The organism is Streptomyces sp. NPDC028308 (genome assembly GCF_055565855.1).
Genome location: NZ_JBVHTO010000003.1, coordinates 1 through 13,736, shown reverse-complemented (window position 1 = coordinate 13,736; position 13,736 = coordinate 1). Strand labels below are relative to the sequence as shown.

The 13,736-nt window shown below is 70.2% G+C and carries 5 protein-coding genes, 1 tRNA gene and 1 rRNA gene; 1 reads left to right on the top strand and 6 read right to left on the bottom strand.

Annotation, left to right across the window (positions count from 1 at the left end):
• The 3 genes from ACZ4VA_RS07750 to ACZ4VA_RS07740 all read right to left on the bottom strand — a co-directional run bounded on the left by ACZ4VA_RS07750 (position 1) and on the right by ACZ4VA_RS07740 (position 9,537).
• Complete coding sequence (locus ACZ4VA_RS07750) at positions 1 to 2,763, bottom strand: DNA translocase FtsK (protein WP_356243899.1); 2,763 nt, start codon at positions 2,761 to 2,763, stop codon at positions 1 to 3.
• Positions 2,764 to 3,021: 258 nt separating this feature from the next.
• Positions 3,022 to 3,702, bottom strand: coding sequence for a response regulator (locus tag ACZ4VA_RS07745; protein ID WP_389390237.1), 681 nt, complete (start codon positions 3,700 to 3,702; stop codon positions 3,022 to 3,024).
• A gap of 339 nt (positions 3,703 to 4,041) precedes the next feature.
• On the bottom strand, positions 4,042 to 9,537 hold the full coding sequence (locus ACZ4VA_RS07740) for a HAMP domain-containing protein (protein ID WP_468080353.1): 5,496 nt from the start codon (positions 9,535 to 9,537) through the stop codon (positions 4,042 to 4,044).
• A 343-nt stretch (positions 9,538 to 9,880) separates the two neighbouring features.
• Between ACZ4VA_RS07740 and ACZ4VA_RS07735 the strand changes: the two genes are divergently transcribed.
• Positions 9,881 to 12,628, top strand: coding sequence for a SpoIIE family protein phosphatase (locus ACZ4VA_RS07735; RefSeq protein ID WP_468080351.1), 2,748 nt, complete (start codon positions 9,881 to 9,883; stop codon positions 12,626 to 12,628).
• Between the two features lie 86 nt (positions 12,629 to 12,714).
• Here the strand turns inward: ACZ4VA_RS07735 and ACZ4VA_RS07730 are convergent.
• The 3 genes from ACZ4VA_RS07730 to rrf all read right to left on the bottom strand — a co-directional run.
• Positions 12,715 to 12,787 (bottom strand) — tRNA-Thr (locus tag ACZ4VA_RS07730).
• An 84-nt stretch (positions 12,788 to 12,871) separates the two neighbouring features.
• Positions 12,872 to 13,534, bottom strand: a complete 663-nt coding sequence (locus ACZ4VA_RS07725; protein WP_355794025.1) for a DegT/DnrJ/EryC1/StrS family aminotransferase — start codon at positions 13,532 to 13,534, stop codon at positions 12,872 to 12,874.
• A gap of 114 nt (positions 13,535 to 13,648) precedes the next feature.
• Positions 13,649 to 13,736, bottom strand: a 5S ribosomal RNA gene (gene rrf, locus ACZ4VA_RS07720); the annotation flags it as partial.

Here is a 13,736-nt window from a genome sequence, read left to right as displayed (position 1 = left end):
CTACGCTTCGGTCTCCCCGCGGATCACGGCCAGTACGCCGTCCAGTTCGTCGGCCTTGACGAGGACGTCGCGCGCCTTGGAGCCCTCGCTCGGGCCCACGATGTTGCGCGACTCCATGAGGTCCATCAGCCGCCCCGCCTTGGCGAAGCCGACGCGCAGCTTGCGCTGGAGCATCGAGGTGGACCCGAACTGCGTGGAGACGACCAGTTCGGCCGCCTGGCACAGCAGGTCGAGGTCGTCGCCGATGTCCTCGTCGATCTCCTTCTTCTGCTTGGTCCCGACGGTGACGTCGTCCCGGAAGACCGGCGCCATCTGATCCTTGCAGTGCTGGACGACGGCCGCGACCTCGTCCTCGGTGACGAAGGCGCCCTGCATACGCGTGGGCTTGTTGGCGCCCATCGGGAGGAACAGTCCGTCGCCCTTGCCGATCAGCTTCTCCGCGCCCGGCTGGTCGAGGATGACCCGGCTGTCGGCGAGCGAGGAGGTGGCGAAGGCGAGCCGGGACGGCACGTTCGCCTTGATCAGGCCGGTGACGACGTCCACGGAGGGCCGCTGCGTGGCGAGCACCAGGTGGATGCCGGCCGCGCGCGCGAGCTGGGTGATGCGCACGATGGCGTCCTCGACGTCCCGCGGGGCGACCATCATCAGGTCCGCGAGCTCGTCGACGATCACGAGCAGGTACGGGTACGGGCTCAGCTCGCGCTCGCTGCCCTCCGGCAGCTTCACCTTGCCGTTCCTGATGGCCTCGTTGAAGTCGTCGATGTGCCGGTACCCGAACGCCGCGAGGTCGTCGTAGCGCAGGTCCATCTCGCGGACGACCCACTGGAGCGCCTCGGCGGCCCGCTTCGGGTTGGTGATGATCGGCGTGATCAGGTGCGGGATGCCCTCGTACGCGGTCAGCTCGACGCGCTTGGGGTCGACGAGGACCATGCGCACGTCCTCCGGGGTCGCCCGCACCATGACCGAGGTGATCAGGCAGTTGATGCAGGACGACTTGCCGGAACCGGTGGCGCCGGCGACCAGGACGTGCGGCATCTTCGCCAGGTTGGCCATCACGTAGCCGCCCTCGACGTCCTTGCCGAGCGCGACCAGCATCGGGTGGTCGTCCTCGGCCGCGTCCGCGAGGCGCAGCACGTCACCGAGGTTGACCATCTCGCGGTCGGTGTTCGGGATCTCGATGCCGACCGCCGACTTGCCGGGGATCGGGCTGATGATCCGCACGTCGGGGCTGGCGACGGCGTACGCGATGTTCTTGGTGAGCGCGGTGATCCGCTCGACCTTCACGGCGGGGCCGAGCTCGACCTCGTAGCGGGTGACCGTCGGACCGCGCGTGAAGCCGGTGACGGCGGCGTCGACCTTGAACTCCATGAAGACGTTGGACAGCGAGGCGACCACGGCGTCGTTGGCGGCGCTGCGCGTCTTGCCGGGTCCGCCGCGCTCCAGCAGGTCCAGGGACGGCAGCGCGTAGGTGATGTCGCCGGAGAGCTGGAGCTGCTCGGCCCGGGAGGGCATCTCGCGCGGCGTATCGGGTGCGGCCTTGGTCAGGTCGGGCACGACGGCCTCGGCCTTGAACGGGTCCTGCTTGGCCTGCTTCGGCTGCTTGGCACCGGCGGGGGGCTTGGCGGCCGCCGGAGCGGTCCTGGCCCGCGCGGCCGGCACCGGCGTCGTCTCCTCGTAGCCGTCCCGCTCCGGGTGGACGCCCTGGGTGAGGTCGGCGACCAGCGGCGAGGGCGGCATCCCGTGCAGGACGGCGCCGTCCAGCGCGGCGGCCGCCGCCGCGGCGACGTCGACCGCGTCCATCGGCCGGTCCATGTCGGGCTGCTGTACGGCACGCCGGGGGCGGCTCCGGCGCTTGGTGAGCGCCTCCTGCTCGGCTCCGTCGGGGTCGTACGCCTCGGGGGCGCGCGGGCGCCGGGAGCGCGCCGGCAGGGCCTCACGCCACTGCTCGTCGTAGCGCTCGTCGTCCTCGGCCCAGTCCTCCGCGTCCTCGGGGGACGCGAGGATGCCGAGCTTCTCGCCGAGCAGGCGCAGCCGCTGCGGGATCGCGTTCACCGGGGTCGCCGTGACGACGAGGAGCCCGAAGACCGTCAGCAGCACCAGGAGGGGGACGGCGAGGACGTCGCCCATCGTGTACGTCAGCGGGGTCGCCGCGCCCCAGCCGATCAGCCCGCCGGAGTCCCTTATCGCCTGCATGCCGTCGCTGCGGGCGGGCGCGCCGCACGCGATGTGGACCTGGCCGAGCACGCCGATCACGAGCGCGGACAGGCCGATGACGATGCGGCCGTTGGCCTCGGGCTTCTCCGGGTGCCGGATCAGGCGGGCGGCGACGATGCCGATCAGTATCGGGACGAGCAGGTCGAGGCGCCCGAAGGCGCCGGTCACCAGCATCTCCACCAGGTCGCCGACGGGCCCCTGGAGGCTCGACCAGGTACCGGCCGCGATGATCAGCATGAGGCCGAGCAGCAGCAGCGCGACGCCGTCCTTGCGGTGCGCCGGGTCGAGGCCCTTGGCGCCCGCCCCTATGCCGCGGAACAGCGCTCCGACGGCGTGCGCGACTCCGAGCCAGACGGCGCGCACCAGTCGGTACACGCCTCCGGTCGGGCTGGGCGCCGGCCTGGGAGGGGCCTTCTTGACCGCGGCCTTCCTGGCGGGCGCCCTTTTGACGGCGGCCTTTTTCGCGGGGGCCTTCTTCGCCGGAGCCTTCGTCGGGACGACCGCCTTCTTCGCGGGCGGCTTCTTGGCTGCGGACTGACGTGAGGCCATGGGTGTGAGGTTACCGGTGGAGACGACAGCGGACACGTGTGCCTACCGCTTCACCCGTTCGTGTCGCCCTTCACGGGGACCACAACTGACGCCGTTTCACCACTTTTGCACCTCGACGGGCGTGAAGTGACGGTCCGTCCGCCGCCGGAAAGGGCACCCCTGGACGGTCGGCGGTCTCGGTCCGTACGGCGGCGGCGGCGGTGGGCCCGCTCCCCCTGACGGGAACAGGCCGACGCGGCGCGGGAGTTCCGGCCCGCGTCAGTTCTGCGAGGGCAGCGACGGCGCCCCGCTGCCCGTGCCGGGCTCCAGGGCGTCCAGCGCTCTGCGCAGGCCCGTCAGTTTGCGTTCGAGATGGGCCGCGGTCGCCACGGCGGCCGCGTCGGCGGAGTCGTCGTCGAGCTGCTTGGACAGCGCCTCGGCCTGCTCCTCGACGGCCGCGAGCCGCGCGGACAGCTCGGCCAGCAGCCCGGCGGGCTCCTTGGTGTCGGCCGCCGCCTTGCCGCCGCCCTCCAGCTGGAGCCGCAGCAGCGCCGCCTGCTCCCGGAGTTGGCAGTTCTTCATGTAGAGCTCGACGAAGACCGAGACCTTCGCGCGCAGCACCCACGGGTCGAACGGCTTGGAGATGTAGTCGACCGCGCCCGCCGCGTACCCGCGGAAGGTGTGGTGCGGACCGTGGTTGATCGCGGTGAGGAAGATGATCGGGATGTCCCGCGTCCGCTCCCGCCGCTTGATGTGGGCGGCGGTCTCGAAACCGTCCATCCCCGGCATCTGCACATCCAGCAGGATGACCGCGAAATCGTCCGTCAGCAGCGCTTTGAGCGCTTCCTCCCCGGACGATGCCCGCACCAGTGTCTGATCGAGCGCGGAGAGGATGGCCTCCAGCGCCAGCAGATTCTCCGGCCGGTCATCGACCAGGAGGATCTTGGCCTTCTGCACCATGGCCCGCCCTCCTCGCCCCGGCAGTGCACCGGGCGCCGCCCCAGAGGACGACTCCCTTGCGCCGCCCGTCCTTGTGCCGGTCATGGTAGCCGCACCCCGCCTGTCGCCACACCCTGTCACCGCGATGTCACTGTGCACATAGCAGAAACGTAGTGGGAGACCAGAAGGTTCCCCGAATCCCGGGTTTCTACACGGCCTCGGCCACCCTCGGTCATGCCACGTCGGGCGCGCCCCGCCGCCCCGCAGGGCGGTCCGGCCGGCCGAACGGACCGCCCGGCGGACGGGACCCGCCGGCCGCCTCCGGACGCCGGGCGCTGACACCGCGTAGCCGCCCGCACGTCACTGCCCCCGCATCCACTGCTCCATCACCGACAGCAGGTGATCGGGGTCGACCGGCTTCGTGACGTAGTCGGAGGCACCCGACTCGATGGCCTTCTCCCGGTCGCCCTTCATCGCCTTCGCGGTGAGGGCGATGATCGGCAGACCCGCGAACTGCGGCATCCGCCTGATCGCCGTGGTCGTCGCGTACCCGTCCATCTCCGGCATCATGATGTCCATCAGGACGACCGTCACGTCGTCGTGCTGCTCCAGCACCTCGATGCCCTCGCGGCCGTTCTCGGCGTACAGCACGGACAGACCGTGCTGCTCCAGCACGCTGGTGAGCGCGAAGACGTTGCGGATGTCGTCGTCGACGATCAGCACCTTCTCGCTGTCGAACCGGATGCCGGACCGCGGCTTCGGAGCCGTGTCCTGCTGCCCTTCTACCGGCCACTGCTCATGCCCCTGCCCGGCGGCCGACGGGCCGGTGAGCCCCGGCCGCTGCTCGACCGCGGGCACCGCCCGGCGGCGGCGCCGGAACAGCGCGGCGGGCCCGTTCTGGGTCTCCTGGTACGACTTCACCTCGGCCGGCGTCTCGATGCCCGGCCCGGCCGGCTCGGCCTCGGAGGCGAGCAGTTCCCCGGCGCCGAGGGCCGGCGCCAGCTGCCCGTAGCCCTGCGGCGGCAGTTCGCTCGGGTGCAGCGGCAAATACAGCGTGAACGTCGAGCCGCGCCCCGGTTCGCTCTGCGCGTGGATCTCCCCGCCCAGCAGCCGCGCGATCTCCCGCGAGATGGACAGCCCCAGACCCGTACCGCCGTACTTGCGGCTGGTGGTGCCGTCCGCCTGCTTGAACGCCTCGAAGATCACCCGCATCTTGCTCGCGGCGATCCCGATGCCGGTGTCGGTGACCGAGAAGGCGATCAGGTCGCCGTCCGCCTCCCGCAGCGAGCCGGACTCCAGCAACTGCTCCCGGATGGCCACGGGGACGTCCGCTGCCGCCGGCCTGATGACCAGCTCCACCGCTCCCGAGTCGGTGAACTTCACCGCGTTGGACAGCAGGTTGCGCAGCACCTGGAGCAGGCGCTGTTCGTCGGTGTGCAGCGTCGCGGGCAGCTCCGGCGAGACCCGTACCGAGAAGTCGAGCCCCTTCTCCGCCGTCAGCGGGCGGAACGTGGCCTCCACGTAGTCGACGAGCTGCACCAGCGCGATACGGGTCGGCGAGACGTCCATCTTGCCCGCCTCGACCTTCGACAGGTCGAGGATGTCGTTGATCAGCTGAAGCAGGTCGGAGCCCGCGCCGTGGATCGTCTCGGCGAACTCGACCTGCTTCGGGGTGAGGTTGGAGTCCGCGTTGTCGGCTAGCAACTTGGCCAGGATCAGCAGGGAGTTGAGCGGCGTACGCAGCTCGTGCGACATGTTGGCGAGGAACTCGCTCTTGTAGCGCATCGACACCGCGAGCTGCTCGGCACGCTCCTCCAGGACCTGCCGCGCCTCCTCGATCTCCGTGTTCTTCACCTCGATGTCGCGGTTCTGCTGGGCCAGCAGCTCGGCTTTCTCCTCCAGTTCGGCGTTGGACTCCTGGAGCGCCTTCTGCCGGTTCTCCAACTCGGCCGACCGCTCGCGCAGTTGCTCGGTCAGCTCCTGCGACTGCTTGAGCAGCACCTCCGTCTTGGTGTTGACGGAGATGGTGTTGACGCTCGTCGCGATCATCTCGGCGATCTGGTTCAGGAAGTCCTTCTGGATCTGCGTGAACGGCGTGAACGACGCCAGCTCGATCACGCCGAGCACCGTGCCCTCGAAGAGCACCGGAAGGACGATCACCTGCGCGGGCGGCGCCTCGCCGAGACCGGAGGAGATCTTCAGATAGCCGCTCGGCGCGTTCTCCACCAGGATCGTGCGCTTCTCCTGCGCGGCCGTCCCGATCAGCGCCTCGCCGGGCCGGAACGACGTCGGCATGGAGCCCATCGAGTAGCCGTACGACCCGAGCATGCGCAGCTCGTACGCCTCCTCGTCCTGGGTGCCCGCGTCCTTGCCGTCCATCAGCGGCATCGAGAGGAAGAACGCGCCGTGCTGCGCGGACACGACCGGGGTCAGCTCGCTCATGATCAGCGAGGCCACGTCGTCGAGGTCGCGCCGCCCCTGCATCAGGGCGGAGATGCGCGCCAGGTTGCCCTTGAGCCAGTCCTGCTCCTTGTTGGCGATGGTGGTGTCGCGCAGGTTGGCGATCATCTTGTTGATGTAGTCCTGAAGTTCCTGGATCTCGCCCGAGGCGTCCACGTCGATCTTCAGGTTGAGGTCGCCGCGGGTCACCGCGGTCGCCACGCGCGCGATGGCGCGCACCTGCCGGGTCAGGTTCCCGGCCATCTCGTTCACCGACTCGGTGAGGTCGCGCCAGGTGCCGTCCACGTCACGCACCCGCGCCTGGCCGCCCAACTGCCCCTCGGTGCCCACCTCGCGGGCGACGCGGGTGACCTCCTCCGCGAAGGACGACAGCTGGTCGACCATCGTGTTGATGGTGGTCTTCAGCTCCAGGATCTCGCCGCGCGCGTCGATGTCGATCTTCTTGGTCAGATCGCCCTTCGCGATGGCCGTCGTGACCATCGCGATGTTGCGCACCTGGCCGGTCAGGTTCGACGCCATCCCGTTCACCGACTCGGTGAGGTCCTTCCACGTACCCGACACCCCCGGTACGCGCGCCTGGCCGCCGAGGATGCCGTCCGTGCCCACCTCACGGGCCACCCGGGTCACCTGGTCGGCGAACGAACTCAGCGTCTTCACCATGGTGTTGACGGTGTCGGCGAGCTGCGCGACCTCACCGCTCGCCTCGACCGTGACCTTCTTGGTGAGGTCGCCGTTGGCCACCGCCGTCGCGACCTGCGAGATGTTCCGCACCTGGTTGGTCAGGTTGTTGGCCATCACGTTGACGTTGTCGCTGAGGTCCTTCCAGATGCCCGTCACGCCCGGCACCCGGGCCTGACCGCCCAGGTTGCCCTCGGTGCCCACCTCGCGGGCCACCCGGGTCACCTGCTCCGCGAAGTTGGAGAGCTGGTCGACCATCGTGTTGACGGTGGTGACGAGTTCGAGGATCTCGCCCTTGGCGTCGACGGTGATCTTCTTCGACAGGTCGCCCTTGGCGACGGCGGTCGTGACCTCGGCGATGTTGCGGACCTGGATGGTCAGGTTGTTCGCCATGAAGTTCACGGACTGGGTGAGGTCCTTCCAGGTGCCGGAGACACCCTGCACCTCGGCCTGGCCGCCGAGCATGCCCTCCGTACCCACCTCACGCGCGACCCGCGTCACCTGCTCGGCGAAGTTCGAGAGCTGGTCCACCATCGTGTTGAGGGTGTTCTTCAGCTCCAGGATCTCGCCGCGCGCGTCCACGTCGATCTTCTGCGACAGGTCACCCCGCGCCACCGCCGTCGCGACCTGCGCGATGTTGCGGACCTGCGCGGTCAGGTTGCCGGCCATGCCGTTCACCGAGTCGGTCAGGTCGCGCCACACACCGGCCACGCCGGGCACCTGCGCCTGACCGCCCAGCCGGCCCTCCGTACCCACGTCACGGGCGACCCGCGTCACCTGGTCCGCGAAGGCGGAGAGCTGGTCCACCATCGTGTTGATGGTGTTCTTCAGCTCCAGGATCTCGCCGCGCGCGTCCACGTCGATCTTCTGCGACAGGTCACCCCGCGCCACCGCCGTCGTCACCTGGGCGATCTGCCTCACCTGAGAGGTCAGGTTGCCCGCCATGAAGTTGACGGAGTCGGTGAGTTCCTTCCACGTACCGGACACGCCGTCCACGCGGGCCTGCCCGCCGAGCCGGCCCTCCGTGCCCACGTCCCGGGCCATCCGCGTCACCTGGTCCGCGAAGCTCGACAGCTGGTCCACCATCGTGTTCACGGTGTTCTTCAGCTGGAGCATCTCGCCGGACACGTCGACGGTGACCTTCTGCGACAGGTCGCCGTTCGCCACCGCCGTCGTCACCTGCGCGATGTTGCGCACCTGACCGGTGAGGTTGCGGAACGCCGTGTTGACGGAGTCCGTGAGGTCCTTCCACGTACCCGCCGCGCCCGGCACCTGCGCCTGCCCGCCCAGTTCGCCCTCGACACCGATCTCCCGCGCCACCCGCGTGACCTCAGCACCGAAGGACGACAGCTGGTCGACCATCGTGTTGACGGTGTTCTTCAGCTCCAGCATCTCGCCGGCCACGTCCACGGTGACCTTCTGCGACAGGTCGCCGTTCGCCACCGCCGTCGTCACCGCGGCGATGTCCCGCACCTGCGTCGTCAGGTTCCGGAAGACCGTGTTCACCGAGTCGGTGAGGTCCTTCCAGGTGCCGGCCGCACCTGGCACGTTCGCCTGGCCGCCGAGCCGTCCCTCGCCGCCGACCTCGTTCGCCACCCGGGTGACCTCGTCCGCGAACGTCCGCAGCGTCTCGGTCATCTGGTTGATCGTCTCGGCGAGCTGCGCCACCTCGCCGCGCGCCGACACCGTCACCTTCTGCGACAGGTCACCGCTGGCGACCGCCGTCGTCACCTGCGCGATCCCGCGCACCTGGGCCGTCAGGTTGCCGGCCATCAGGTTCACCGAATCGGTGAGGTCCTTCCACACACCCGCCACACCGGGCACCTGGGCCTGACCGCCCAGCTCACCCTCCGTGCCCACCTCGCGGGCGACCCGCGTCACCTCGGAGGAGAAGGAGGACAGCTGGTCCACCATCGTGTTGACGGTGTTCTTCAGCTCCAGCATCTCGCCGGCCACGTGAACCGTGACCTTCCGGGACAGATCACCCTTGGCCACCGCCGTCGTGACGAGCGCGATGTCCCGTACCTGAGCGGTCAGGCGATACGCCATCGTGTTGACGGAGTCCGTGAGGTCCTTCCACGAACCGGACATCCCGCGCACCCGGGCCTGCCCGCCCAGCTTGCCCTCGGTGCCCACCTCGCTGGCCACCCGCGTCACCTCGTCGGTGAACGTGGACAGCTGGTCGACCAGGTTGTTGACCGTGCGCCCGACCTTCAGGAACTCCCCCCGCAGCGGATGTCCGTTCCCGTCCGGCGCCTGCGCCCGCAGCTCCATACGCGGCGACAGATCGCCCTCCGCCACCGCGGACAGCACCCGGCCGACCTCGGCGACCGGCCGTACGAGATCGTCGACCAGGGCGTTCGACGCGTCGATCGCGGCCGCCCAGGAACCCTCGCAGGCCCCCGTCTCCAGCCGCTCCGTGAGCTTGCCCTCACGCCCGACCATGCGCCGCACCCGCGACAGCTCACCCGTGAGGTGCAGGTTCCGGTCGGCCACCTCGTTGAAGACGGCCGCGATCTCGGACATCACACCGTCGCCCGAGACGGTCAGCCGCTTGCGGAAATTGCCGTCCCGCATCGAGACCAGGGCCGTCAGCAGCCGGTTCAGGGCAGCCGTGTCCACCGCGGTGGTCCCACCCCTCGGTTTCCGCTCGTTGCTCGGGGACTGTCCGCCCTTCGCGCGCGTCTTCGTGCCCCGCGTCGCTGCGCCAGACTCCACTGTGTCCCTCCCGCAGGGGTCGACCATTACTGCTCTGCGTGCGCTGTACTTCCACTCGGTGTACCGGGCGGGCTTCCGCTCGGCATACTCGGAAAGGCCCTCTGCCTGCCCGGACCTTCCCATGGAGCCTGCCCAGTGTTTCACCCCGACCGAACCAGGCCATAACAGTTCGGCAGCTTCGCACATCGTCCGCACACCCTCTGGACGGAAACACTGGCGACCGGCATCCGCACGGGCGGCGAAGGTAAGTAACCTTGCATGCGGCTGTCCAGCCACGCCGGTTCCGTCCGGACTGGGCGGTGGCACGAGCACGAGCGGGCAGGCATCGGAGGGGCGCCGCACCATGACCACCGGACTGCATCCTGGGGAAGCGCCCCGGGATCCCCGGCCGACGGGGAACCAGCCCCTGCCCCGGCAGGAGCGAGTCGACCCCGCATCCGTGCACGCCGACAACCGGACAAGGAGATCTGTGATCACCGCGCGCGCGGCCGCCAGCTTCGAGCCCTTGGGGCGATCGGTCGCGACCGCCCGCGCCTTCGTCCGTGACACCCTCCAGGGCTGGGGCTTCGCCGATGTCGTCGACGACGCCGTGGTCCTCACCAGTGAACTGGTCACGAACGCCGTGGTGCACGCCGGCACGTCCGCGGACGTCCTGTGTCTGCGCAGCGACGACGGCGTACGTATCGAGGTGGCGGATCGCTACCCCGAACGCGAGATCCCACTCCAGGGCTCCGTCGCGAACATGGGCAGCCCCGACCGCGAGGGCGGCCGCGGCCTCCAGCTCTGCGCCGCCCTGGCCGACCGCTGGGGCGTCGACTACACGCCCACCCAGAAGCAGGTCTGGTTCCAGCTCGACCTGCCCGAACGCGCGGTGGGCACCCGCACCGCCGGCCCGTCCCTGCCCGCCGCCCTCCTCCCGCTCGCCGACGGCCGCGTACGCGTCGCCGTCGTCCAGATCGACCGCGTCGGCGCCATCACGGCGTGGAACGAGGACGCCGAGGAGCTCTTCGGGTACACGGCCGAGCAGGTCACCGGCAAACCGCTCACCGACCTCGCCGCCTGGCCGCACACGCCGGGCACCAGCACCGGCATCGTCGAGGCCCTCCAGCTCTCGCGCTGGGAGGGCAGCTATGGCCTGCGGGGCGCCGACGGCCGCGTGACCGCCGTGTACGCCTCCCACCTCCGCGTCCGCGACACCGGAGGCGAGCCCTCCACGGTCTGCCTCCTGGTCCGCAACCACGAACGGGCCGTCCTCCAGACGCCGTTGCGCGGCGCCTCCCCCGACTCCGGCACGATGGCCGAAGGCCAGACCACCGACCCGTTCGAGGTCTTCATCGGCTCCCCCGCCCCGGACGACCTGGACGGCCTCCTCCAGCGCACGGTGGAGCGCGCCCGCGACATGCTCGACGCCGACTCCGCCTTCCTGCTCCTCGCCACCGACGACGAGACGGAACTCGAGGTACGCGCCTCCACCGGCCTGCCCTCCGCCCGCCAGCGCTTCGCCCGCGTCCCCGTCGAAGCGGGCCCCGGGCGCTACGGCTCGGCCCGGATGCCGGCCGTCCACGACGACCTCTCGGCCGTCCCGGGCGCGGTCCCGCTGCTCAACGGCACCGGCATGCGCTCGGTCGTCACCGTCCCGCTGAAGGTCGAGGGCCGCCTCACCGGCTCCCTCGGCGTCGCCGCGGAGGCGCCGGGCCGGTACTCGAACGAGGAGGCGCTGCGCCTGCAGTTCGCCGCCGACCGCATCGCGCTGGCCGTCGAGTCCGCCCGCCTCGGCGAACTGGAGCGCCTGCGCCGCGGTTCGCTGTCCTTCCTCGTCGAGGCCTCCGACCTCCTCGCCGGCACCCTGGACCGCGACCAGACGCTGGCCCTCATGGCCCAGATGACGGTCCCGACGCTGGCCACCTGGTGCGCGGTCTACACGATCGCCGACCAGTCCTCGGACCCCTACCTCTCGTACGTCCTGCACGAGGACGAGGAGCGCATCGACGGCGTCAAGGCGCTGCTCTCCAAGATCGACCCGCCCGACCCGGTGCCCACGCCGGGCGCCCGCGTCTGGTCGGCCCCGGCCGAGGCGGCCCACCAGGCGGCGCTGCGCACCTCCATGCGCAGCCTCGGCCTCGGCGAGTCCCCATCGGTGGGTTCGGGCATCGGCACGACGCTCGCGACGGCCGCGGCGGTCGGCGGCGAGACCGTCGTGCTGCCCCTGGTGGCCCGCAACCGCGTCATCGGCATGCTCACCCTCGGCAAGCCGTCGGACGAGCACTTCCGCCAGGAGATCCTGGAACTCGCCGAGGACCTGAGCCGCCGCGCGGCCCTGGCCCTGGACAACGCCCGCCTGTACTCGGAGCGCACGGCGATCAGCCAGTCCCTCCAGCGCAGCCTCCTGCCGCCCGAGCTCCCCGTGATCGACGGCGTCGAGGTCGAGGTCATCTACCGAGCGGCCGGCGAGGGCAACGAGGTCGGCGGCGACTTCTACGACGTCTTCCCGATCCGCGACGGCGCCTACGGCTTCGCCATCGGCGACGTGTGCGGTACGGGTCCGGAGGCGGCGGCGGTCACCGGCCTCGCCCGGCACGCACTGCGGCTCCTGGCCCGCGAGGGCTTCGGCGGTCCCGCGGTCCTGGAGCGCCTGAACTCCGCGATCCTCGACGAGGGCGCCCGCAGCCGCTTCCTGACGCTGCTGTACGGCGAGTTGTGGCCCCAGGAGGACGGCTCGGCGGTGCTGAAGGTGGTCTGCGCCGGGCACCCGCTGCCGCTCCGCCTGCGCCAGGACGGCACGGTCGAGCCCGCCGCGGAACCGCAGCCGCTCCTCGGCGTCATGGACGACCTGGAGCTGTACGAGGAGACGGTGACGCTGGATCCCGGCGACGTGCTCCTGTGCGTGACGGACGGCGTCACCGAACGCCGTGAGGGCACCCGCATGCTCGGCGACGACGGCCTGGCCGACGTGCTGACCACCTGCACCGGGCTGACGGCGGGCGCGGTGGCGGCCCGCATCATGCGCGCCGTGGAGCGGTTCGCGTCCGACGCCCCGTCCGACGACATGGCGATTCTCGCGATGCGTGTTCCAGGACTCCAGAAGGACTGACCGAAAAGCCCGGATTTCCGGACTCCCTGAAGTCCGGGCAATGCAGAAAGGCCCCCACCCGAATGGGCGGAGGCCTTTTCTTTCGGAGCCCCCCAACGGAATCGAACCGTTGACCTTCTCCTTACCATGGAGACGCTCTGCCGACTGAGCTAGGGGGGCCGGTCGCCTTTTCGAGGTTTCCCTCGTGGCAACGGAATAGATCATACCCCGAACAGCGGGGTGGTCCCAACCAGTCCGGCCGAATCAGAAGGCGGGCTGAAGCAGTCCCCCGAGCGCATTGCACGAGGACACGATGCGCTGCATCTCGCGCTTGGTCAGGGACGCGTCCACGGGCAGCGCGAGTGTCTCGTCCGCGGCCCTCTCGGTCTCGGGAAGGCACACGTCGCGACGGAAGACGGGCATGCGGTGCACCGGCGTCTTCACGGGCACCCGGCAGTCGACTCCCCTGGCCCGCACCGCCCGCGCGAAAGCGTCCCGGTCCGGCCGCCCGTTGCCGGGCACGCGCACGACGTACTGCTGGTAGGTGTGCCCGTCACCGCCGTCCGGCGTCCGCACCCCGCTGAGCCTGGAGTCGAGGTACGAGGCCCGCGCCCTGCGCTGGGCGATCTCGTCGTACGGCGCCTCGGACTCCCCGTGTTCCAGGACGAGGAGGCCGTGCCGCTGCCCGAGCGCGTGCAGCGGAGCCACGGCAGCCGGCCGTCCGAACCGGTGCACCACGACGACGGCGGCGGTCCGCGAGGTCACCGCGTACTCGACCGCCAGTGCGTCGAGGCAGTACGTCGTCGGGTCTATGTCGGCGAACACGGGCGTCGCCCCGGTGAGGGTGACGGCCTCGGCGACCTCGACGTTCCCGAAGGCCGGCACGACGACCTCGTCACCGGCGCCGACACCCGCGGCCCTGAGCATTGCAGCAGTACCCATGCCTCGGATGGTGGTCGCGCAACGTGAACGACAAGTGACGCACAACAAAAAAGAGCTGGTCCCCGAACCGAAGTTCGGGGACCAGCTCTATTAAAATTTGTTCGGCGGCGTCCTACTCTCCCACAGGGTCCCCCCTGCAGTACCATCGGCGCTGTAAGGCTTAGCTTCCGGGTTCGGAATGTAACCG